Source organism: Corynebacterium sp. HFH0082, assembly GCF_000411235.1.
Taxonomy (GTDB): Bacteria; Actinomycetota; Actinomycetes; order Mycobacteriales; family Mycobacteriaceae; genus Corynebacterium; species Corynebacterium jeikeium_D.
This window is the reverse complement of the sequence record NZ_KE150404.1, coordinates 1,473,473-1,496,024: the sequence shown is the minus strand read 5'-3', so window position 1 is coordinate 1,496,024 and position 22,552 is coordinate 1,473,473. Positions and strand designations below refer to the sequence as shown.

Annotated in this window: 18 protein-coding genes, 3 tRNA genes and 2 pseudogenes; 5 read left to right on the top strand and 18 right to left on the bottom strand. The window is 58.6% G+C overall.

Annotated features, from left to right (window positions below; genetic code table 11):
* Nucleotides 1–32 precede the first annotated feature (32 nt).
* On the bottom strand, nucleotides 33–1,031 hold the full coding sequence (locus tag HMPREF1206_RS06425; protein ID WP_016422532.1) for an NAD(P)H-dependent glycerol-3-phosphate dehydrogenase: 999 nt from the start codon (nucleotides 1,029–1,031) through the stop codon (nucleotides 33–35).
* Between the two features lie 112 nt (nucleotides 1,032–1,143).
* Between HMPREF1206_RS06425 and HMPREF1206_RS06420 the strand changes: the two genes are divergently transcribed.
* Nucleotides 1,144–2,124 (top strand): NUDIX hydrolase, encoded by a 981-nt coding sequence (locus HMPREF1206_RS06420; protein WP_147580965.1) that lies wholly within the window; start codon nucleotides 1,144–1,146, stop codon nucleotides 2,122–2,124.
* Between the two features lie 3 nt (nucleotides 2,125–2,127).
* Here the strand turns inward: HMPREF1206_RS06420 and HMPREF1206_RS06415 are convergent, their stop codons facing one another.
* The 4 genes from HMPREF1206_RS06415 to leuC all read right to left on the bottom strand — a co-directional run bounded on the left by HMPREF1206_RS06415 (nucleotide 2,128) and on the right by leuC (nucleotide 8,118).
* On the bottom strand, nucleotides 2,128–4,596 hold the full coding sequence (locus HMPREF1206_RS06415) for a polynucleotide kinase-phosphatase (RefSeq protein ID WP_016422530.1): 2,469 nt from the start codon (nucleotides 4,594–4,596) through the stop codon (nucleotides 2,128–2,130).
* Between the two features lie 2 nt (nucleotides 4,597–4,598).
* The gene (locus HMPREF1206_RS06410; RefSeq protein ID WP_016422529.1) at nucleotides 4,599–5,990 is read right to left on the bottom strand and encodes a 3' terminal RNA ribose 2'-O-methyltransferase Hen1; all 1,392 of its coding nucleotides are present in this window, start codon (nucleotides 5,988–5,990) and stop codon (nucleotides 4,599–4,601) included.
* A gap of 47 nt (nucleotides 5,991–6,037) precedes the next feature.
* Nucleotides 6,038–6,628: a 3-isopropylmalate dehydratase small subunit gene (leuD, locus tag HMPREF1206_RS06405; protein WP_016422528.1), complete on the bottom strand. Its 591-nt coding sequence runs from the start codon at nucleotides 6,626–6,628 to the stop codon at nucleotides 6,038–6,040.
* A gap of 62 nt (nucleotides 6,629–6,690) precedes the next feature.
* Complete coding sequence (gene leuC / locus HMPREF1206_RS06400) at nucleotides 6,691–8,118, bottom strand: 3-isopropylmalate dehydratase large subunit (RefSeq protein ID WP_016422527.1); 1,428 nt, start codon at nucleotides 8,116–8,118, stop codon at nucleotides 6,691–6,693.
* 65 nt (nucleotides 8,119–8,183) lie between these two features.
* On the opposite strand from leuC, the gene HMPREF1206_RS06395 reads away from it, so the two are divergent.
* Together HMPREF1206_RS06395 and HMPREF1206_RS06390 are read left to right on the top strand one after the other, a co-directional pair.
* A complete protein-coding gene (locus tag HMPREF1206_RS06395) occupies nucleotides 8,184–8,909 on the top strand; it encodes an IclR family transcriptional regulator (RefSeq protein WP_016422526.1) in 726 nt (241 codons plus the stop codon).
* Nucleotides 8,909–10,093 carry an MFS transporter gene (locus HMPREF1206_RS06390; RefSeq protein WP_016422525.1) on the top strand — a complete coding sequence of 395 codons (1,185 nt, stop codon included), beginning with the start codon at nucleotides 8,909–8,911 and terminating at the stop codon, nucleotides 10,091–10,093. Before HMPREF1206_RS06395 ends, HMPREF1206_RS06390 begins: the two co-directional genes overlap by 1 nt.
* Here the strand turns inward: HMPREF1206_RS06390 and HMPREF1206_RS06385 are convergent.
* The 6 genes and pseudogenes from HMPREF1206_RS06385 to HMPREF1206_RS06360 all read right to left on the bottom strand — a co-directional run bounded on the left by HMPREF1206_RS06385 (nucleotide 10,090) and on the right by HMPREF1206_RS06360 (nucleotide 16,751).
* Nucleotides 10,090–11,781 (bottom strand): annotated as a pseudogene (locus tag HMPREF1206_RS06385) (ABC transporter permease subunit). The gene HMPREF1206_RS06390 and the pseudogene HMPREF1206_RS06385 overlap by 4 nt on opposite strands.
* Nucleotides 11,778–13,244 carry an ABC transporter substrate-binding protein gene (locus HMPREF1206_RS06380; protein ID WP_016422523.1) on the bottom strand — a complete coding sequence of 489 codons (1,467 nt, stop codon included), beginning with the start codon at nucleotides 13,242–13,244 and terminating at the stop codon, nucleotides 11,778–11,780. Before HMPREF1206_RS06380 ends, HMPREF1206_RS06385 begins: the two are co-directional and overlap by 4 nt.
* Before the next feature lie 81 nt (nucleotides 13,245–13,325).
* A pseudogene (locus tag HMPREF1206_RS11465) lies at nucleotides 13,326–14,535 on the bottom strand (MFS transporter).
* Complete coding sequence (locus HMPREF1206_RS06370; protein ID WP_016422520.1) at nucleotides 14,532–15,176, bottom strand: ABC transporter ATP-binding protein; 645 nt, start codon at nucleotides 15,174–15,176, stop codon at nucleotides 14,532–14,534. Before HMPREF1206_RS06370 ends, HMPREF1206_RS11465 begins: the two are co-directional and overlap by 4 nt.
* Nucleotides 15,173–15,760: an ATP-binding cassette domain-containing protein gene (locus HMPREF1206_RS06365; protein ID WP_016422519.1), complete on the bottom strand. Its 588-nt coding sequence runs from the start codon at nucleotides 15,758–15,760 to the stop codon at nucleotides 15,173–15,175. Before HMPREF1206_RS06365 ends, HMPREF1206_RS06370 begins: the two co-directional genes overlap by 4 nt.
* Before the next feature lie 52 nt (nucleotides 15,761–15,812).
* Entirely contained in the window at nucleotides 15,813–16,751 is a 939-nt protein-coding gene (locus HMPREF1206_RS06360) for a TDT family transporter (protein ID WP_231367189.1), read from the bottom strand.
* 69 nt (nucleotides 16,752–16,820) lie between these two features.
* Between HMPREF1206_RS06360 and HMPREF1206_RS06355 the strand changes: the two genes are divergently transcribed.
* Complete coding sequence (locus HMPREF1206_RS06355) at nucleotides 16,821–17,723, top strand: LysR family transcriptional regulator (RefSeq protein ID WP_016422517.1); 903 nt, start codon at nucleotides 16,821–16,823, stop codon at nucleotides 17,721–17,723.
* Nucleotides 17,707–18,132, top strand: coding sequence for a carboxymuconolactone decarboxylase family protein (locus HMPREF1206_RS06350; protein WP_016422516.1), 426 nt, complete (start codon nucleotides 17,707–17,709; stop codon nucleotides 18,130–18,132). Before HMPREF1206_RS06355 ends, HMPREF1206_RS06350 begins: the two co-directional genes overlap by 17 nt.
* Here HMPREF1206_RS06350 and HMPREF1206_RS06345 read toward each other — a convergent pair.
* From HMPREF1206_RS06345 to HMPREF1206_RS06315, 7 genes are all read right to left on the bottom strand, one after another.
* Nucleotides 18,126–19,235, bottom strand: coding sequence for an acyltransferase (locus HMPREF1206_RS06345; RefSeq protein WP_016422515.1), 1,110 nt, complete (start codon nucleotides 19,233–19,235; stop codon nucleotides 18,126–18,128). The two genes, HMPREF1206_RS06350 and HMPREF1206_RS06345, sit on opposite strands and share 7 nt — an antisense overlap.
* Nucleotides 19,236–19,305: 70 nt before the next feature.
* The gene (locus HMPREF1206_RS06340; protein ID WP_016422514.1) at nucleotides 19,306–20,262 is read right to left on the bottom strand and encodes a hypothetical protein; all 957 of its coding nucleotides are present in this window, start codon (nucleotides 20,260–20,262) and stop codon (nucleotides 19,306–19,308) included.
* A gap of 110 nt (nucleotides 20,263–20,372) precedes the next feature.
* Nucleotides 20,373–20,445: transfer RNA gene (locus HMPREF1206_RS06335), tRNA-Glu, on the bottom strand.
* 83 nt (nucleotides 20,446–20,528) lie between these two features.
* A complete protein-coding gene (locus tag HMPREF1206_RS06330) occupies nucleotides 20,529–21,314 on the bottom strand; it encodes a TatD family hydrolase (RefSeq protein ID WP_231367188.1) in 786 nt (261 codons plus the stop codon).
* Nucleotides 21,311–22,090, bottom strand: a complete 780-nt coding sequence (locus HMPREF1206_RS06325) for a ThiF family adenylyltransferase (RefSeq protein WP_016422512.1) — start codon at nucleotides 22,088–22,090, stop codon at nucleotides 21,311–21,313. Before HMPREF1206_RS06325 ends, HMPREF1206_RS06330 begins: the two co-directional genes overlap by 4 nt.
* A 76-nt stretch (nucleotides 22,091–22,166) precedes the next feature.
* Nucleotides 22,167–22,239, bottom strand: a tRNA-Glu gene (locus HMPREF1206_RS06320).
* Nucleotides 22,240–22,288: 49 nt separating this feature from the next.
* Nucleotides 22,289–22,360, bottom strand: a tRNA-Gln gene (locus HMPREF1206_RS06315).
* Between the last annotated feature and the right edge of the window lie 192 nt (nucleotides 22,361–22,552).

Genomic DNA, 22,552 nt, shown 5'->3' with positions numbered 1-22,552 from the left:
GACTTAGTTTAGCCCCGACCTCGTTGAAGTGGTTACTCCGACTTGCGGCTTCGCCCCATCAGCTTGCGAATTGTCTCATCGACCTTCGCGCCTTCGTGGCAGACGGCGTAAACGGCCTCAGTAATTGGCATTTCCACGCCATTGCGACGAGCGAGGTCACGGACCGAGATTGAAGAAATCACACCCTCAGCCACCTGACCGCGCGTAGCGTGCTGCGCCTGCTCCATCGTGTCACCGCGACCGAGACGGTCACCGAAGGTGCGGTTACGCGACAGGGGCGAGGAACAAGTGGCCACCAAGTCACCGAGGCCCGCCAATCCCGCGAAAGTCTTATCTTCTGCACCAACCGCGTCGCCCAGACGCGTGATTTCCGCCAAGCCACGGGTGATAATGGTTGCCAGCGTGTTCTCACCCAATCCTTGACCAGCGGCCATACCGCAGGCCAACGCAATGACGTTCTTGCAGGCACCGCCGATTTCGCAGCCGATCACATCGGTGTTGGTGTACGGGCGGAAGTAATTAGTGGCAACTGCCGCCTGAATCATCTTGGCGTTGTTCTCATCGGCGCAAGCAATGACCGTTGCCGCTGGCTGCTCCATCGCAACTTCACGGGCGAGGTTCGGGCCGGATAGCACCGCAATGCGCTCTGCTGGCAGGTCTGTGACTTCAGCAATGACCTCACTCATGCGCAGATGTGTCTCGCGCTCCACACCCTTAGCAAGGCTGAGCAGAATCGTCTCCGGCCCGATGAAGTCCTTCCAGACCTTCAAATTGTCACGCAATGTCTGCGAGGGCACGCCCAGCACCACGACATCGGCACCCTTAAGCGCGGCCTCTGCATCCGAGGTTGCTTCGATGTTGCGCGGCAGCCCTAAACCGGGCAGGTAGTCGTGGTTTTCGCGGCTTATCTGAATACGCTGTGCCTGCTCCGCACGTCGCGACCACAGCCGTACAGGATTGCCCGCATCAGCAAAAACCTTGGCGAGCGTCGTGCCCCACGAGCCCGCGCCCATCACTGAAACCTGCACCATCGCCGCGACCTTCCTCCGTTAGCCTCTAATCTCCAACAAGTCTAGCGAGACGTTCTCACACTGCGATACTAAACTAGGTCGGCGACAAAGGATTGAAAGGGAATTCACGATGATGCACGAAGAGGACAAGGACCTCAAGGGCGATACCTCCGTGACCGGTCGCCTGCGCCAGATTCCGACGAAGCCAGGCCAGGATGTCACCAAGCCGACCTTCGCGGCCGGCGCGGTTCTATGGCGGGGCGATGTCCATAACCCTGAAATCTGCGTGATTCACCGTCCTTCCTACGACGACTGGTCACTGCCGAAAGGCAAGCTCGACGCCGGTGAGAACCTCATTGCCACCGCCGTCCGCGAAATCTGGGAAGAGACCGGCTACCGCGTCCGCCTGGGTAAGCTCGTCGGAAACGTTTCTTACCCCGTCACTGGCCGCACCAAACTGGTCTGGTACTGGACCGCCGAGGTTCTAGACGGCGAATTCGAGCAGAACTCCGAGGTCAACGAGCTCCGCTGGGTCTCCTGGGACGAGGCTGAAAAACTTCTGTCCTACGACCTTGACCGCGACGTGCTGGTCAAGGCTCGCAAGCGTATGAACAATGAGCCGGACACTCGTCTCATTTTGGTTCGCCACGGGCGCGCACACCGTCGCGCCAACTGGAACGGCAATGATGCACTGAGGCCACTGGATAAGAAGGGACGTCGTCAAGCGGAACTGCTCGTCTCTGCCCTGGAGGGCTTCCGCCCCGAGCGCGTCTACTCCGCCGAGCCCGTGCGCTGCCAGGACACCGTCGCACCGCTCGCCGCAGAGCTGGGCATGCAGGTCACAGTCGACGAACGGCTTGGCGACGAGCACTGGATTGCCAACCAGGTTGAGTCAAAGAAGGCCTTCGAGGACATTGTCGCGCTCGGCGGAGTCAGCGTGATTTGCTCTCAGGGCATCACCATCCCGGACCTGTTGGCCGCTTGGTCCGCGGAGGGCACCCTGCCCTTCGACGAGGAAATCCTGTGCAAGAAGGGCTCCGCTTGGGTGCTGGGATTCAACGACGGTGTGATGACCACCGCTGATTACTACGCCTCGGCGCTGCCGGTGAAGTAAACCCTACAACCTCGGATCCATCGGCTCTGACTCCAGCGCCAACACGCCGAAGACGGGGACATGGATCCGATGCAGAGGCTCGCCAGCCGCTAGTCGCTCCAGCGACTCAATGCCCAGGGCATATTCGCGCAGCGCCGATGACTGCTTGTGCTGCAGATTTCGCCGCTTCAGTCGCTCTTGACGCTGCGGGTGCAGGTAGTCGTGCCCATAAATCATGCGCAGATACTCCCGCCCGCGCACCTTCATGCCGGGCTGCACCTGACGCGACGTCTCTGCGTTTTCCATTGGCTTGACGACGGCCCCCTCCCCGCCCGACTCTGTCAGCTGCAACCACCACCGCGATGCGGCCTCCACCTGTTCCGGGTCACTGGGGTCGAGGACGAAGCAGCGCGTCTTCCGGTAGATCTCACTGTCTGCTGCTACCAGCCGATTCGCAATATCCAGGTGCCATGAGTGGGGCTTGTGGTGCCAGGTAGCATCTTCACTTGCCAGCACTTGGAAAGGTGCGAACTGAATCTTTTTGTCACTGTCGACATAACGGTTGTAAGCAGCACGGAACTTCTCGAGCTCGTCCAGAGTCTGTTCTGGAGCGGGACCGCCGACCTCTACTCCCCTGTCGGTGGCCGCCTGCAGAGCGGCCGCGAGCTGCCTGGCAGCACCGATACCGGCGGCAGCGGTGGGTGCATAGATGTCGTCGATAAGCCCTTGTGCCTTGAGATTCCAAGGCAACATTTCGCCGTCGAGCAGGACCCAGTCCCCGAATTGGTCGAAAAGCCCGGCGCGCGCTGCGGCCTCAGTCATTTTTGCGAGAGACGGATTCTTACTGTCGAAGAAGGCGCGTCCCGTCCGGGTGTAGGCGTACGAACTAGTACCGAAACGGGTCGTCGAACCTGGCCGGATCAAGCACAGCACAGCTCGGGAACCCATGTGCTTTTCCTGGCACATGACCTGGTCAGTGTGCGCTGTGTAGTAGCGGAATGCCTCCTCCGGGTGTTCCAGGAATCCCTCTCGCTGCGAGGTCGGCGCAGGTGACATGGTCGGTGGCAGGTACGGAATTTTCTCCGGCGCGAGCGTGAAACGGCTGATGGTTTCCAGCGCTGCAGCTGCGCGGTCACTATCAATGCGGATGCGGCCATGCCGGCCAGTCTGGATACCATCGACGTCTAACACGTCAGTGATGCGCAGCTCGGACTCCCGGCGGTTGGTGGTCTTGCGGGATGGAGCCTCCCACCACGTCTGCTTTGCATCGACCTGCACGTTCTCTAGTTCGGGATAGCGCAGTGCAGAGAGCTTACCGCCGAATACGCAACCGGTGTCGATGCACATGGTGTTATTGACCCAGCGCAAACGGTCCGCTTCCATGTGGCCATAGACAACACGGGCGGCACCGCGGTAGTCCGCTGCCCAATCCAGACGTTCTGGCAGGCCATTTTCATCGAGCTTGCCAGTAGTCGCACCGTAGAGCGCGAACTCGCGGACTTTTCCAGAGGCCCTGCCATGGAGGTGCTCAGGCAGTCCCGCGTGGGCTACGACCAGGGCTCCGTCATCAAGCACGTAGTGCACAGGCAGGTGGTCGATGAAGTCGCGGACGTCTTTCCGGAACTCCTCACTTTCGCCTGCGAGCTGAGTGAGCGTTTCGGCCAGCCCGTGGCCCGTGGTGACGTTGTGGCCGTCGAGGGCGCGCACCAACTTAGAGTCGTGGTTTCCGGGCACGCAGAGAGCATTGCCGTCCGAGACCATCCCCATGACCAGCTTCAAGACGGCTGGGCTATTGGGGCCGCGGTCAACGAGGTCACCAACGAAAATGGTCTTGCGGCCATCTGGGTGATGAGCATTGCTGCCATCCGCCGAGAGCTCGTAGCCGAGCTTCTCCAGCAGTGCGGTCAGCTCGTCGAAGCAACCGTGGACATCGCCGATGATGTCGAAAGGGCCGTGGAGATCGCTGCGATCGACCTTCAGCGGCACACGTTCAATGGTGACGTTGTCGATTTCCTCCGCGGAATTCAAGATGAAAACGTTGTGAATCTTCTCGCGCTTCAGGTGCTTGAGCCCTCGGCGCAGGTCACGGTGCTGGCGCTCCAACACCTCTACTCTGAAGTTGCGGTCAGTGCGCTGCCTGTGCCGCTCCTTCACCTCCGCCAACGGAAGATTCAAAACGATAGCAGCACTGAGCGCATGGTGTCTGCGCGCCAGCTTCACGAGCCGGGCGCGGTCCTGCGGTTTCACATTCGTCGCATCGACCACGGTGAGTAAGCCTGCTTCCAGCCGCTTGCCGACGATCGTCTCCAGCAGCTCAAAAGCAGGCGCCGTCGCCGCCTGGTTATTCGGATCGTTGGAAACAATGCCGCGACAAGTATCCGAGGATACGACTTCAAACGGGCCGAAGTGTCGTGCCGCAAAGGTCGACTTTCCAGCACCGGAGACACCGACCAGCATGACCAAGCTGAGGTTAGGAAGTGAGATGGTACTCATAGTTAGCTCTCCTCTGCTGCGGTGAAGTCGTAGGAAAAGACCGCCATTTGTGTCGGTTGGCCGTAATTTTCGTGCACGTCCCCAATACCGTCGAAGTCCACCAGATAACCGAACTTCTCGGCCACGCCCCTGGCCCACTGACGAAATTCCGCGCGGCTGAACTCGAAACGGTGATCGAGGTGCCGGAACTGTCCAGGCTCTAGGTTTGGGTAGCAAGCGTTGTAGTCACTATTTGGGGTGGTGACGATGACATACTGCGGGCGTGCGAGCCCAAAGACGTTGTTCTCCAACGCGGGCAGCCGGTCGGCATCAATGTGCTCGATGACCTCCATCAGGATTGCCACGTCCATGTTCGCAATGCGCTCATCGGCATAGGTGACCGAGGATTGGAAAAGCTCAACCCGCGCGGCTTGGCGCTCCGGCATGCGATCTAGGTTCAGCGCCTTGTGCGCCTTACGAAGCTCCCCCACAGAAACATCGGTACCAACGATCTGCGCGATTCGCGGATTCTCCAGCATCGGCCCCAGTAGCACGCCGGAACCGCAGCCGATGTCGACTACACTGCGCGGGCGCAGGCTAAGTACTTCACGCAGTACTCGCTCTTGGCGCTGTCGATTAAGTGGCTTGGCTGGCTGGTCACCGCGGGGCAGTTCGATTGCAGCGGCTTCCCCAGCAAGCTTCACGACGGCTTCGTTGACCAGGCCTTTTTGATCCGCAAGGTAGCGCCCCAGGATTTTCTCCCGCTCCGGGTGCTCCGGTAGCCAGTCCTGCGCACGGGCGGCGAGCTTGTCGATTTCCCGGTCATCGACCCAATAGTGTTTCCCACCGTCGAGGACGGGCAGCAGAATATACAGGTGATTGAGCAAATCGCGGACGGTTGCTCTACCTGAAAGCGTTACCGCCGGTGAGAACCTCTGCCCGGCAGTGTTGTTCGAAAAATCGCAAGCAACGTTCCACCCCAGCGGCTCGAACAGAGCGCGAATTTCTTCCTCGGTGCCGGGAACCGCGGCGACTGTCGCGGTGAGGTCGCTTGGAACTTCGTCGTAAGGCGAGGGCTTTTCCATGACCATCGCCGTCGAGAAGACGGACTTCAGCGCCACTGCCATAAGCGATGACGCGACCCATTGCCGGTCATTGATGTAGCCGCTCAGATTGAACGTATCGGCGCGGTACTGCTTGAGCTTCAGCAGCTCATCACGGTCAATATCAACCCAGAGAACTGCTGTGCATTCGGCATCGGTAGCCGTGGGGAAAAAGACTCGGGCAACACCGAACTTTAACTCGGCCTCATGCACGCGATCGGGATGCTTTCGCAGTATAAATCCCAAATCGCGTGCTGATTCAGCTCGTGGAGGCTGACCGGGCCGTGTGTGTTTGGTGATTGCCAGATACATACGGCAAGTCTAACGCCTACCGCGGATTGGACTAGAGCATTTTTGACCTACAGCGTCTTCGGCTTGTGGGCCGGACGACTGGTCTCGTAGGCCACAATGTCCGCTTCGTTGCGCAGGGTCAGGGAGACGTCGTCAAGCCCTTCCATCAGACGCCAGCGGGTGTAGTCGTCGACCTCGAACGGGAAGACCTGCTCGCCGGCCTCGACGGTGCGGGTCTCCAGGTTGACGGTGAGCTCCATGCCAGGGTTAGCCTCCAGCAGCTTCCACAGCAGCTCGACATCGGACTGCTGCATCTGTGCGGCGAGCAGCCCCGCCTTGCCGGCATTGCCACGGAAGATATCGGCGAAGCGGGAGGAGATGACGACGCGGAAACCGTAGTCCATCAGGGCCCACACGGCGTGCTCGCGGGAAGAACCGGTACCGAAGTCCGGCCCTGCTACGAGGACGGAGCCCTTTGCGTATTCCGGACGGTTGAGCACGAAGTCGGACTCGTTGTTGCGCCAGTTGCTGAACAGGCCATCCTCGAATCCGGTGCGGGTGACGCGCTTTAGGTAGACAGCCGGGATGATCTGGTCAGTGTCGACGTTGGATCGCTGCAGGGGAACGCCGACGCCGGTGTGAGTATCAAACTTTTCCATAGTGAAAGGTCCTTAGAAGTTCTGCTTGGGTCTGTTGTACAAAGATCGGCAGTGAGAGTCAGTTAGAGATCAGCCGGTGCTGCGAAGTGACCGGCGACGGCAGTGGCTGCGGCGACAGCCGGGCTGACCAGGTGGGTACGACCACCCTTGCCCTGGCGGCCTTCGAAGTTGCGGTTGGAGGTCGAAGCGCAACGCTGGCCCGGGGTCAGCTGATCCGGGTTCATGCCCAGGCACATGGAGCAGCCCGGCATACGCCATTCGGCGCCTGCCTCTTCAAAGATCTTGCCCAGTCCCTCTTCTTCAGCCTGCGCACGAACCTTTGCGGAGCCCGGCACGATGAGCATCTGGACGCCGTCGGCAACCTTGCGGTCCTTCAGCACGTCGGCGACGGCGCGCATGTCCTCGATGCGGCCGTTGGTGCAGGAACCGACGAAAACAACGTCGACCTTAACGTCGCGCATCGGGGTGCCCGGCTTCAGATCCATGTACTCCAGTGCACGTTCGGCGGCGATGCGGTCGGAGTCCTCTGCGATGAACTCCGGGTCCGGCACGGTCTCACCCAGCGGCACGCCCTGGCCCGGGTTGGTACCCCAGGTAACGAATGGGGTCAGCGCGGAACCGTCGATTTCGACGACCTTGTCGAACTTCGCGTCCTCGTCAGTAACCAGGGACTTCCAGTATGCGACAGCCTCGTCCCACTGCTCGCCCTGCGGCGCGTGCGGGCGCCCCTTCAGGTGTTCGAAAGTGGTCTCGTCGGGAGCAATCATGCCAGCGCGGGCACCGGCTTCGATGGACATGTTGCAGATGGTCATGCGAGCTTCCATCGACAGCTTCTCGATGGCCTCGCCACGGTACTCAATAACGTGGCCCTGACCGCCGCCGGTGCCAATCTTGGCGATAATCGCCAGAATCAGGTCCTTGGCGGTAACACCATCCTGCAGTTCGCCGGTGACATTGACCGCCATGGTCTTGAAAGGCTTCAGCGGCAGGGTCTGGGTAGCCAGAACGTGCTCAACCTCAGAGGTACCGATACCGAAGGCCATGGCGCCGAAAGCACCGTGAGTTGCGGTATGCGAGTCACCACAGACAACGGTAGTGCCCGGCTGAGTCAGGCCCAGCTGTGGGCCGACGACGTGCACGATACCCTGCTCGCGGTCGCCCATCGGATGCAGGCGGATACCGAACTCCTCGGCGTTCTTGCGCAGTGTGGCAATCTGGGTACGAGAGGTCGGCTCCTCAATCAGATTGATTTTGCCGCCGGCGACAGTGGTCGGAACGTTGTGATCCTCAGTTGCGATGGTCAGATCCGGGCGGCGCACCTTGCGCCCTGCCAGACGGAGGCCATCAAAAGCCTGCGGCGAGGTAACCTCGTGGACGAGGTGCAGATCGATATAAATCAGATCTGGTTCGCCGTTGTCGCCTTGCTTGACTACGTGGTCACGCCAGACTTTCTCGGCCAGAGTCTTCGGGCTGGTGTCCGTGGTGCGCATAGTGGGTGAGCCGCCTTCCGGATATATCTCTTTTATCTCAAGGAATGAGATGTTAATATCATGGCATGGGACAGATTAGCACATCCGAGACGCCAGCTCTAAGTGGCATTAAGGTTCTCGACCGTTCGGTACTCATTCTCAAGTCTGTTGCAGAAACTCCACGCACCCTCGCCGAGCTCTGTGACGACACCGGCCTGCCCCGCGCCACCGCCCATCGGCTGGCCACGGCGTTGGAAGTACACCGCCTTGTCACCCGCACTCCGGACGGCCGCTGGACGACGGGCCCCGGCCTCACCGAGATCACGCCCGTCACAACTGACCTGCTTGCCGACGCCGCAGCGCACATCCTGCCGAAGCTGGTAGAGGTCACCGGAGAGTCCGTGCAGCTCTACCGTCTCACCGGCGACACCCGCACCTGCATTGCCTCCATGGAGCCCGCCACCGGGTTGCGTAACACGGTGCCAGTTGGCTCTCGCATGCCACTAACCGCCGGTTCCGCTGCACGCGTTCTCCTGGCCTTCGGCCCGGCCAATCTCGCTGAGCGCATGCTGCCCGACGCCGACTTCAACGAACAGGATCTCGATGACTGCCGACGTCTCGGCTGGTCCGAATCCATGGGCGAGCGCGACCCCGCACTCGCTTCTGTCTCCGCCCCGGTTTTCGACGGCAACCACCGCATGATTGCAGTCCTGTCCGTCTCCGGCCCCGTGGAGCGCATGACTCCGTCGCCCTATGAATGCTGGGGCGCAAAGGTTCTCGCCGCCGCTGAGGAGATGAGCTCCCGACTGTAATGCCCGCTTACCGTCACCTTGTCCTACTTCTGTCCATGTTCGCGGCGGTCGGTTCGTCCGTCGTTCACATGGGTGTGCCTTTTCTCATCCCATCCCTGCAGGAAAACGGTTTAAGCCTCTCCGCCGCCGGTCTCGTCGCAGCAATGCCGGCGGCCGGTATTGTTTTCACACTCATCGCCTGGGGCTGGTTTGTCGACCGCTACGGCGAACGCGCAGCTCTGTTCGCAGGCTTGACTTCTACCGCCTTGACGACGGGGCTTGCGGCGCTGGCTTCGTCGTCAAGCCCGGCCCTGCTCGGGGCTGCGCTCTTCCTCGCTGGATGTGCGGCGGCGAGCGTGAATTCTGCATCCGGCCGCGTGGTGTCGGGCTGGTATCCGCCGCATCAACGCGGTACTGCGATGGGCATTCGCCAAATGGCTCAGCCCCTTGGCGCTGCACTATCAGCGGTAACCCTGCACCCTCTCGCGCAGAACTACAGCATCGGTGTCGCACTCGCGATGCCCGCAATTCTGTGCGCTGTGCTGGCGTTGCTTGTGCTGGTTGGAGTAAAGAATCCCCCGCGCCCTGATGCCTCGAACCCCACCGTCACGGCCAGCCCTTACCGCGACGGCAAATACCTTGTGCGCATCCATATCGCCTCGGCGCTGCTGTCTTGGCCGCAGTCGATGATGGGCGCCTACATTCTGGTGTGGCTGTTGTCCGTGGGTTATGCCGATAGCACGGCGGGCACGGTTGTGATGGTCTCACAGCTGCTCGGTGCCGGATCGCGAGCACTGATGGGTGTGGTCTCCGACCGCGTTCGGTCCCGCATCCGCCCCTACCGCTGGGTCTCGGGTGCGACTTTTATCCTGGCTGTCGCAATGATGATTGCCAGCTGGGCTGATTGGCGCACACTTGGCACTGTGCTGGTCTGCGCACTGGCCGTTGCCGTGGTCAGCCCGAATGGTCTTGCCTTCACCGCAGTTGCTGAATACGCAGGCCCCTTCTGGTCCGGACGCGCTATGGGTACGCAGAACACGTTCCAGAACATTATCTACGCTGCAACGCCTCCGGTTTCGGGTGCGATTGTGGCCGCTGCGGGTTTCCCCGCACTGTTTGCCGTCACGGCTCTGTTCCCCGCCACCGCGCTGGGTATTGCGCCACGAGAAGACCAGAACCGCCACGGGCGGGTAGAGCTGGGCTAATCAGCCTGCCGCTTGCCGACGAATCGGTCGGTAGCAATGGTTGCGGCAACACCGAGGCTGGCTAGTCCAATCATCGGCCCCCACGCTAACCACGGCGCCCGCTCGAGCTATTGCGTGGATTCGTTGAGGATTACGCCCCAATCTGGACTGCCAACACCTGCGCCTACGCCGAGGAAGCCGAGAGCTGCAAGGGCGATAGCATTATGGGCAATCCTGGTCACGGCATGGCGGGCTACTGCTGGAATGGTCATGGGAAGAACATGCAGCTTCAAAAGGTGCCAACGGCTGGCCCCCATGGTTTGCGCAAATCGGTAGTGCCCGGATGCAGCGGCTTCGTTAGCGACTTCGACGCAATGTGCAGCCAGTGGAATCCACCCGACCAAAAACACCGCTATCGCAGCTGTCAGCATCGAGCGGCCCAAGACTCCAGCCAGAATAAGTCCCAGCAATATTGCGGGTACCGCATTCATGGCATCTCCGAAGAACTGCACTGATGCCCCTAGATGCCCAATCACAAGGGCGATGAGTGCGCACACTACGGTCACCAGGATTGCAGTTCCGATAGTGGCACCGATACCGTCGGCAAGCCGCGCCCAAATGTCACGACCAAGCTGATCGGTACCCAGTGGGTGTTGCCAGGACGGTGAAATGAAGCGTTTCGCAGAGTCGATGTCTGCGCTGCGGGGAATTCCCAGCGCAATTAGCACGATAGGAACAATCGACAGGATGAGATTCCAGAAACGTCCACCCCCTGTAGGCCGGCCAACAGTGGCGATGCTTCCTCGCAGCTTCCGCGTATACTGCCCCCGTATTGCCTGAGCCACGAGTCCACAAATTATGCCGATCCCCAACACCACAGTCACCGCAGCTTGCAGAACGGGAATATCGCCCGCAGTAGCAGCCGCAACCACGTTCCGCCCAAAGCCCGGTAAATGAAAGGTGACCTCAATTGCTGCGGTGGCCGATAACGTGCCCGCAAAGAACAGCGTCAACTGTGACAGTGTCGGCAGCAGGCTACGCCAAGTGACAAATCGAATAATTGTTGATTTTGGAACGCCATTGGTGCGCCATGACTCTACCCAGGGTTCTGACAACGCAGTATCAGCTGAAATCAGCAACACACGCCCATAGAGCCCCGCGGCGGGCAGGCCAATTGCCAGCACTGGCAGCACCATATGCGCAGGTGATGCCCAACCGCCTACCGGAAACATGCGCTGTTCAACAGCCAACCACCACAGCAGTAAAACCGCCACCACAAAGTTTGGCAGTGCGGCGAGAACCGCTAGCACGCTCGGTGTCCATTTTCCGGCTCGCAATCCTGCAATCCGTGGAAGTACGAGCGCCAGCGCAACGACGACACACAACGCCATGGAAGCCGCAGTCAATGCGAACGTAATACCGAAGCCGTTCACGGCCTGAGCGAAAGCATCTTGTCCGGTTACCCACGAGGTGCCAAAGTCACCGTGAAGAATATTTGTCGTCCACTGCTGGAGCGACTCCCACGGCGTTGTCGGCAGGCCATATTCTCTGCGAACAGCTTCAATAAGCTCCGGTGTTATCTCCCGTTCCCGCTCACGGGCACGCAGAACGGCGTATGCGGGTTCCCGTCCTGTCAACCACGGCAACAGGGCCGTGAGGACGAGAAGTCCCACAACTGAGGCAACTACCGCGAAAGCTTTCCGAATCACTTAGCCGTCTTCTCTGTAATCAGGTGGCGCTCCATCGGATCGAGTGCGATACCACGAACATTCTTCGCACCGATTAGCGATTTTTCATGAGACAGCGGAACTACTGCACCATCTGCAACAATTTCCGCGCCGATTCGAGCTGCTGCCGACAGGCGCTCCTCATCGTCGCCAAGCTCAGCGGCCTTCTCAATATCGACATCTATGGTGTGGTTACACAGCTGCGAGAGGTTATAAGAGCTCTCACAGGTGAAGTCGGATTGTAGGAAGCTGATCGGGTCAGCCGCACCGAGCATGTAATTGCGGGAACCGACGATGACATCAAAGTTCCCCTCGAGCATGTCTGCTTCCAAGGAGTTGTAGTCGGCTACCGTGATGTCGACTGTGAATCCCATCTTGCGCAGCTGATCCGCAACAAGATTGGCAACTTCGGGCAGCTCCGCACGGGAATCCCACGTAGCCAAGCGGATTTCCTTCCCCTTGCCATTCGGCCCCGGCTTCACAGTGGTCTCAGGAGTTGCTGCCGCCCACGCGGATGAACGATTAAAAATCGCCCCCTTCGGATTCACCGCTTGAGCTTCAAAAATGTCCCTAACCACCGGTTCAGGATCGATTGCAGCGGCTACTTCCTTACGCAGTTCGGCATCGGCAAACACGCCTTTTGCGGTATTAAAATGCAGGAGATTGACACGAGGTAAATCCACCTTAGACACGTCCACGTCATCGAGGCCTCCCAGCGATGAGATTGGCAACCCCTTGACCAGGTCTTGCTCATCTGCGCGCAGTGCATTCGTACGAGCTGTGGAATCCCCAATGAAAGACAATGTCAGAGTCTCAGTTTCCGGCTTACCGTTTCGGTAGTCGGCGAATGCACGTGCGGATACGGTACCGTCTGGGTTCTTCGTCTCGAGTTCAAACGGACCTGTACCATGCCCAAAGGGGTCAGGTGCGTCCCCTTCAAATGCTGCGGGTGAGAGAATCATAGTTCCCGGATCGGCAAAGCGCTTCACCAAAATTGGAGCATCTTTATCCGAAGTGACAGTAACCTCTCGGTCTCCTGTGGCCGTAGCCTGAAGTTGGTTCTTGCCGAGTCCCTTTGGCCTCGTCGGCGCATCAATAGCATGCGTGAGTGAGTTGGCAACAGCCTGTGCATCGACTGGCGTTCCATCGTGGAAAGTCAGTCCATCCGGCAGAGTAAATACGACGGTGCGGGCATCCTTCACTTCCCACTTTTCTGCCAGTTCGGGCTTAACGGTGCCCTCGTCATCAATCGCCACAAGCATTTCCGTGGCACCTGCGCGGGTCGACAGTACTGCGTCATCGGAGTATGGCGAGAACTCTGCGACCGGTTCGAATTGCAGGGCTACCCGCAGCGCATCCGCATCACCGCTCCCCTGCGCAAAGCAGGAGGCCAATCCGAACGGCAGTGCCGCAGTGGCCAGAATTAGTCCAATTTTTCGATTCATAGAGTTACTTCTCTTTCGTAAGTGTCGAGTTCTTGGGGAGAGATTTAGCTGGCTGACGCTCTCTAGTGCATTTGATGTTGGCTAGTGCTGCTGTCTCAGTTTGGTTAGCCCCACAGCCGATATCAGCAATAAAACGGTCATGATTGCCCACGGCGCTGCTGCCAACAACTGTGGGGTCTCGGCCCAATCCAAGGTGGCGCCAACCACAATCGACCCCACTAAAACCGCGAGTCCGCCGAAGCTGTTGAGAAAACCGTATGCAGAACCGAGGTCCTTGTTTCCGGTGAGTTTTCCGACGAGGTCTTTGGCTATCGGAACTGCAATCATCATCCCGAGATGCATCACTAGCAGCATTGTCACTGCCGGGGCTAAGGCCCACCATCCCTCCATGGGGATAGGCGCGCAGACCGCAATGATGGCGAAAGCAAAGGCCATCAGGCCAAAACCGCCACCAATGGCAACCCCTAAAGACAGTTTTTCTACCCATTTAGTCACGGTGGTTTGCAGCCCGATAACGAATACCGCTGAGATGACAAAAAACCAGCTCAGATACTCATCGCTACCTGTGGCACGACGCAGTTCTACAGGAAGAGCCAAATACTGCTGGTTATAGGCGAGCAAATAGGTCGAGTAGAACACCGCAAACACAATGAACGCTCGATTGCGAAGGATTCGCCCCCCACGCGGCAGTCATACTGCCACCAGCTGAATGCACGCCTTCCCATCTCCGCGCTAACAGCAGATGCATCACAAAGATGCCGGTAAAGATGGCTGCACCGGCAAAGGAAACAGCTGAAAAACCGATTGGGATCAACAGCGCACCAATCACAGGGCCAGTGAGCGAGCCCAAACGGGAATAGCTTTCGTCAAGAGCAAAGAGTCGTGCCCGTGTACACACTCCTTGTTTCTCGAGTTCGGCACCCCCACCGGCCAGCAAGGATTCAACTGCAGGCGAGAACAGTGCGGCCGCAAAGCCAATAAGGACAACGCCAACAAACATCATTGGCACGGAGGTTGCCAGTCCAGTTACCAGGAAACCTACAACGCGAAGCGCAACTCCAACGAGCAACACTTTGATCGCCCCGAAACTATCGGCAAGTCCGCCGCCGAGGAAGAACATTCCCTGTTGGCTAAAGGTTCGTACACCAAGTACCAGCCCCACCACGGCACCGCTGGCCCCTAAGTTGTTCGAGAGCTCCACGGCAATAAACGGGACAACGAGGTAAAAACCGATGTTGAAAAGAAGCTGCGTAATCAACAGTGCTTGAATCTTTTTGGGCAATTGCTTCACGACGCTAGCTCCTCTGCAGCCGACAGGAGCTCAACAACTTCAGGAATATCGGTTTTATCTAGCTCTCCAACCGGGCCGCTATAGACCGCTTCCCCTGCTGACATGACGATTATGTGATTACACAGTCGCAACAAGCTGTTTATGTCATGAGACACCAGCAGTACCGTCGCTTCAGTACCGAGGAGGACCTCCTCCAACATGGAAGCGGTATCCCGGTCCAGAGCGGAAAACGCCTCATCGGCAATGATCAGTTCCGGTTTGCCAATGAGCGCACGTGCAATTGCCATTCGCTGGCGCTGACCGCCAGAGAGCTCGTGGGGTCGTCGATATGCAAATTCCGGGTCGAGCCCCAGAGATTCCAGCATCGCTCGAACATCCCCAGTTGCGAACTCACAAATGCTGTCGATTACCGGCCGATGTGGCAATAGCGTGGCGTCTGGGTTCTGCGGAATATAGCCAATTGTCCCCTGTGCCATCGTGACTGTGCCGCTGTCAGGGCACAACTGGCCTGTCAGGAGACTGATTAGGCTACTCTTGCCCGCTCCCGATCTCCCCATGATGCCAACCACTCTTCCCTGCGGAATCGTGAGAGTGACATCGAGGAGCCTGCCTTTGCAAGTAACTCCATCGATACTGATCATGCGCAGACTCGCTCTTCCACAGTGCCACTTTCCAAATAGAGGATTCGTGTAGCAATCTTTCGTGCTACTCCCTCGTCGTGGGTGGCAATAACAATGGCTGTTTGCGTGCGCTCATGTAGCTTCCGCAGAGCGTCTACTACCTCAAGAGTCGCAATCGGGTCCAGCGAGGAAGTAGGTTCGTCGGCAAGCAGCAGCGAAGGCGACGGTTTTGTCGCCAGCGCCGCCGCAATTGCGACACGCTGACGCTGACCTCCGGAGAGCTCCATGGGATAGCGATGAGCCTGTTCTCGGGAGATACCGCAGGCCTCGAGCGCATCGAAACCACTGTCGTGCGCAAGAATTCGCACTTGCCGATCGCAGCGCACAAGAGGATTAAGGCACGCCAAAGTGTCTTGCATAATAAAGCTGGTCCGCAGACCTTGTTGACTTAATGTGCGAAGAAACGACGTCTTTCCCGATCCTGACTGCCCCATCACCGCGACAATGTCCTTCGGGAAAATATCAAGTTTGTCGATGTGGAGTACGTTCTGTTCGCCAGCTGATACATCGACATCACGCAAGCGCACTATCGCGGAATCGCCCATTCTCCCCTTCTTGCCAATCAGTTTCATTAAGGGGAGTTTAACACGTTGAACTCTAAACCTGTGCAGCCTGCTCTCGCATCCACCAACCAAATCTAGCCACGCACGCTACCCAGTGCACAGCCAATAAACACAGCAGTCCGGCACTAACGGCGTACAGCCACTGCGCGCCGATAGTGCCACCCAGGTTGTGCGTACCAAGACTCAGAGTGCCCACGGGGAAGGTTGCACCCCACCAACCAGGGCTGTATCCCGCCCAACGGATTACGGCGCGGGTGAATCGTCGTAAAGCAATGGCGACGAGGAAGACACCGACAATGAGCACGGTGGTACCGTAAGCGACAGCGAAGGTTCGGTTGAAAAGCAGCTGGGCAGCGGCCGTGGACTGACCGACCAATCCGAGCGGAATCCAGGCAGTACCGGCGATGGAATCGGGGATACGCATGGTGCCGGAGAACAGCGCGACGTAGCAGCGTACGAAAATCGGCAGAACGGTAATCAACGCCATCCAAAAGAATATTTGTGCGCAGACGTGATAGAACGTGCCGTAGTCAACGCTCAGCTGCGCGCCGCTTGTCGCCGCCACCATCGGGGCGACCAGTGCAAGGCCCCACTGAAAAGTCGGCTCGCCTTCGAATCCTCGCAGTTGACGAAGACTGACGTAGATTGCCAGCGGCGCGCCAATCCACCAGGACGCCAGCTGCCACACAGAATCGTTAAACAACGAGCTTGCGGCACTACCGAGAGACATAATGCCCATCGCGAACATGCCCCACGGCGCCTGCAACTTCGAGTGAAAAGCCGGGTTTCGAAATCGCAACCAACCGACCACTATGAAACCGAGAATGCCACCTGCCACGACGAGAAGCAGTTCCGGAACCACCGGCACATCATGAATGTGCGTAAGCGTGGCGAAGATGGAGGTGCCCATCAGCGATCCTGCCCACGCAGGCCCGGCGGGCGCAAGCACATCACTGCGAGGAGAGTTGGTCATGCCCATACCGTATTTGCGCTTGCTGCAGTCACCGCTATCACGAAACTCTGTGAGGGGTACCATTGACGCATGTACCCCTCCGCTGTGGCCGAACTCGAAGCACTTTTCACCGTCGCCCGTGCGGGGTCGATCTCGAAGGCCGCGCGTGAGCTCGGCACCAACCAGCAGACCATGTCCGCACGCATCGCACGGGCGGAAAGAGCGCTGGGAATCACCGTCTTCGAACGCTCCCCTTACGGCGTCTCCCCTACAGAAAAAGGGCAAGTGCTTATCGACGCCCTCCCAGATCTCCTCGCCGCCTGCCACAGATTTTCGGGCATTGCCGCCAGCTTGCGTTCCGACAATGTTCCCCGCCACCTCACCCTTGCGGTGTCCAACACTGTCGCTGAGCTCTACTACCCCGGCTGGGCCGCCGAGTTCCACCGGCAACATCCCGCAGTCAAACTGTCGATGGTGCAGGCAAACTCTCGCGAGGTGCGGCAACTAGTAGCCGACAGTGCGGTGGACTTCGGGCTGGTAGAGGGCGAGGCTGGTCGGCACGACCTCGAAGAACGAATCATCGGCACCGACGAATTGGTCCTCGCCGTGCCGACTGGCCATCCGTGGGCTGAGCGGGCCGAGATATCCGTCGAAGAACTGCGCGCGACGCCACTCGTTATTCGCGAACCGGGTTCCGGTAGCCGACAGGTGGTGGAAGATGCACTGGGCACTCTCACCGAACCCGCCGGAGAATTTGGCTCCCTTTCGGCACAGCGCGCTGGCATGATTGCGCTGGCAGCGCCGACAATCATCGCCCGCGGCGCAATTCGCGATCAGGTAACGCTCGGGCGCATCGTCATCGTCCCCACCGACACCGTTTTTACTCGCAACCTCAGCGTGGTTATGCGTCGTGGCAGTAAAGCTAGTGGGGACATTTCGGAATTTATCCGCATTTCTAGTCCTATACTTAGCAAGCATGAGCAATCCCAATGATGACCTCTTTTCCTCCGACCGCTACGATGCCGGTATCCAAATCCGCCGCGAGGTAATGGGCGACGAATTCGTCGATGCCGCCCTCTCTCGCAACGCCGGCTCCGACGGAGAGACCCTGCAGAAGCACATCACCGCCACAGTCTGGGGTTCTGTCTGGAGCCGCGAAGGACTGGCCAAGCGTGATCGATCCCTGCTCAACATTGGAATGCTCGTCGCTCTGCGAGCCACCGAGGAACTGCGCGGCCACATCAAGGGCGCTCTCGCCAACGGTCTGACCCGCACCGAAATCACCGAAGCCATTGTCCACGCTTCCGGTTACTGCGGTGCACCAGCTGCACTGTCCGCAATGAAGGTCGCGCAGGAAGTGCTCGTCGCTGAGCTCGGCCCGCTTGACGACGACGATCAGTAGGTAGCCCACGGGCTCTCAGGCCCTGGCCTCCGCGTTAGTACATCAGTGATGCGGCGCAGCAGCCACGACAGTGGCAGGGCGATGGCAGTGGTGACAATTGCCACTGCCAACATCGAGCCCTGGAAGGTCTGATAACCCATCAAGCTCATTACCCAGTCCATGACCAACACGTGGACGAGGAAGAACTCGTAGGAGACCTCCCCCAACCAAATCATTGCTGGATGACGAAGCCACCTTACCTCCGTACCAAGCGCAATCGGAGCCACGAATGCGCCGGCAGACAGACCATACAGCGTGGTCTTCCACAAAGCCTGGTCAACATCATCTGGCACCAAGGTTGCTGGCCCCACGTGAGTGGTTGTGGATAGGAAAAACAGGACTAGCGCTATCAGCCAGCTGGCCGCCAAATTGACGCGCCAGCCAACTTTTCGCCCGTAGGCCAGCAGCATTCCGATGGCGAACCAGTCGAAATACGCCATCGGCCACAGCCGTGCCACTACCGGCAGCAGGTTTTCCTGGTGCGATAGCACAGTCCAGACCGGCCCAATGAGGCCAAAACCAATAATGATAGCCAACGTTGGACCAGGCCGTAGCCGCCCCTTTGTGATCGTCCAGATGCCAAGCCCCACCAGCGGCAATACCAAGTAGAAGCCGACTTCCACCACCATCGACCACATCTGCGGCAAGCCCGGGTGAATCCAGCCGAATTGGAGCGTCTGGGTAAACGATATCGTGCGCAACCAGCCCTGTAGCCCTCCACCAGATGGTGGTGGGTCGTCTGCGGTGTGAATGAGAAAGGCCGCAGTGACCACAATCCAGTAGGCCGGCAGGACTCTCTTCGCACGGCTGGTGAAGTACTTCCGCAAGTCCGGTCGGTTCGCGGGGACGTCGTCAGGCGAACCGAGCCAGCGCCCTGTGAGCAGAACCGCACTGAGCACGAAGAAGATGGTGACGCCAATTTCGAATCGACCGTTGAGGCGCCCCCACCAATCGCCGGTGTAATTGCCTGTCCAAAACGCGGCATGCGTGAGCAGGACGCCGAACGCGCCGATGGCTCGGATGCTGGTCAGCTCCGGAACGTAGGTGGACTTGGCCGAATTCATGCCAATATTTTAGGAGCGCAAAGTACTTCCCCGTGTTATTTCGGCAAAAGTGGAATCTACATAATTTCTTCTACATGTTCTCGACGGTGCTCAAGATGTACTGAGCAGATTCACGCAGTCGCTCCAGCTCCCAGCTGTTTAGCTGTGGCGGCATACGACGAATGATTCCACCTCGGCCGATCACCGCTGGCATCGACAGCGAGACATCCGTCAACCCGTATTCACCATCCAAGCGTGTACACACCGGGTGGACGCTGTTTTGATCCAGCATCACCGCGCGGGCAATTTCCAAAGCGGAGCGTGCAACACCGGCATTAGTCCAGCCCTTGGCATTGAGAACATCGTAAGCTGCCCCGACTACGGCATCTTGAATTTCTTGCGGTGAAGGCAACTGCGTGCCATGCCATTTTTCCAGTTCTGTCCACCTCACACCTTGCACGTTCAGCGTGGACAAAATTGGGACGGCCGTAAGCCCGTGCTCACCCATCATGTAGCCAGTAACTGACTTCGGGTCGATACCGAGCTGTTTGGCAACTACCCAGCGCAGTCGGGCCGAATCTAGCATCGTGCCGGTGCCAAAGAGCTTTTCCGCGGGGTAATCGAACTCGGTATGAGCCAAGTGCACCACTGCATCGAGCGGATTAGTAATAAAGAGGACAATCGCATCGCGCGTATGTTTCACGATTCCCGGCATGACATCGCGAACCACTTCCCCGCTGAGCTTGGCTAACCCGGCACGGTCCGGACGGGAATCCGGGTCGTCCGGATCAGGGAGAATGGACGCACCAGCAGCGACGATAATCATATCCGCGTCGGTGCAATCGCTGTAGTCGCCAGCATGCACATTGACATAGTCCGTGCCGGGAACACCAGTGGACTGGGATTGGTCCAGAGCCTCGCCATGCGCGACGCCTGGTGCCGTGTCAATCGTGGCAATCTCAGCGAACAGCCCGGATTCCATGGCATATGTCAGGACATACGAACCGACGTGACCGAGACCAATACAAACGAGTTTTGAATGTTTCATAGTTTCGATACTAGGACTGTGGAAATCCCGTGCCGCGGTGGAGGGGTGAGCAGCAAGACAAAAGCCTCCACTCGATTACGAGTGAAGGCTCTTGTCTCTATATATCTTTGTACCCCGTACGGGATTTGAACCCGTGTTACCGCCGTGAGAGGGCGGCGTCCTAGGCCGCTAGACGAACGGGGCTTAGAACTTTCATCCGCGCGCTGCGGACTTGTTAAACAATACACTAGACGTGGATAGTAACTGCAAATCGCCCGGTCAAGGCGCTAAATTCCAAGTGCTTCCACATTTTTTGCCAGTGCGTTTTTAAGCTCCGCTTCATCCATTTTTCGCAGAGCCGCAACCTCGGCGACAGTGTCCCGCAAGGCCGCGACGACCTCGGCAGAGACCGCCTCCGCCGCGTAGCCGCTTCCAGGCTCGTGCGGAAGGTCAGTTTCCAGCAAAAGCCTATCGACGGGCACCTGCGACACATAGGCCCGTCCGCGTTTGGTCCGCAACATGAGCGGATTGACGGAGATATAGCCACCGGCTCGGATAAGCCTGGTCAGCTCATCGCTGGTGCCACCGAAACGGTGAAAGATGGGCACGAGATTCTGACCGAGCCCTACCCCTTTGTCGGAGTCCAAGCGTGGTTCCAGCAGATCAAGCACTCTATCGGCGCTGCGGACTGTGTGAATGGACAGAATATGCGGCTGGCTCGAGGCTCGGACAGCATCGAGAATGCTTGTGAAGACGTGGATTTGGGTCTCGGCGGGAACGTCGTCAAGCCTGCGGGGCGCGAAGTCCAAGCCAATCTCACCGACGAAACGGGTGCGTGGAAGGGCCTCGCGAAATATCTCAAGCTCGCGCTCGTAGTTGCCGTCGATATACCACGGGTGATAGCCGACTGCGGCCATGGGGAGATTTTCGCGCTCTATCTCGACAAATCCGGAGGGGCGGACTGTCTGCGCGATGATCTCCACGCCTTCCTGCGCAATATCGGCTTTGAAGCACTCGCGCGAAGCCGGTGGCAGGAAATCGTAGTGAAAGTGGGTATCGATGAGCCGCATCATTTTTCCGTTGGTGGCTGGTTTTCGTCGGCCGGACCGCCGATGCGCGGGGCCAGCGGGGTTTCCTCGAACCCGAGCAGACGGCGAATGACCTTTCCGGCCAGCATCTGCCCCATGATTGGCGGTATGTAGCTCATGGTACCGAGGGTTTCCGCCTTGGTACCGCTGCCCTTGTCCGCAATTCTCACTGGCTCTTCGGATGAGTACAGCACCTCAAGACCGCGAATGCGTCGGCGGATACACACCTGACGGACGACCTTCGCCAGCGGACAGACCTTAGTCTTATTGATCTTCGAGAAGGTTAGCCGAGCTGGGTCGAGCTTATTTCCGCCACCCATAGCGGAAATGAGGTGGGTGCGATTTTCCGCGCACCACTGCGCGATCTCAATCTTGCCGGTGACATCGTCGATAGCGTCGATGATGTAATCCGGACGCGGGAACTGCTCGAAGGCCTCCGCCAGGTTTTCGCGTGTAAGAAAAATCTGCCGGGCATAGGTCGTACAATCCGGGTTGATATCGGCAACCATCGCCTCCATGACCTCGGCTTTGACCCGGCCAATCGTGGAGACAAAAGCCAGCGCCTGACGGTTGAGATTGCTCGGCTCTACGACATCGCCGTCGATCAAGATGAGGTTGCCCACGCCGCCTCGGGCGAGAGCTTCGGCACAACTCGACCCCACGCCTCCGAGTCCGACAACCATGACGGTAGATTCAGCCAACGTTTCTAGCCCCTCCTCCCCTAGGAGAAGCTTCAGTCGTGCGAAACGTTCACTGGTCATAGTCGCCCCTGGTCATAGTCGCCTCGATGCTTAAAAAACAAAAACTCCCCAGCCGACTGACTGGGGAGTAACTTTGTACCCCGTACGGGATTTGAACCCGTGTTACCGCCGTGAGAGGGCGGCGTCCTAGGCCGCTAGACGAACGGGGCTTAGAACTTTGCAGTTAGTGAATACATTCAACAATGAACTTCTTCACTGCTGGCCTACCAGGACTCGAACCTAGAATGACGGTACCAGAAACCGTTGTGTTGCCAATTACACCATAGGCCATCGCTGCTGAACGCAACGAGGAATAATATAGCCAATTGGCGTGAACAAGAGCAAATCACCTGGTCAAAGGTTCGTTGTCAAAGGTTCGTTTAAATTCGCGAGTTCCCCACAGCCCACCTCAGCAGTGCGCATAGCTAATGCATAACTAATGCAATGCATATAACTAACGCAGTCCCAGATCGAAAGCCCATT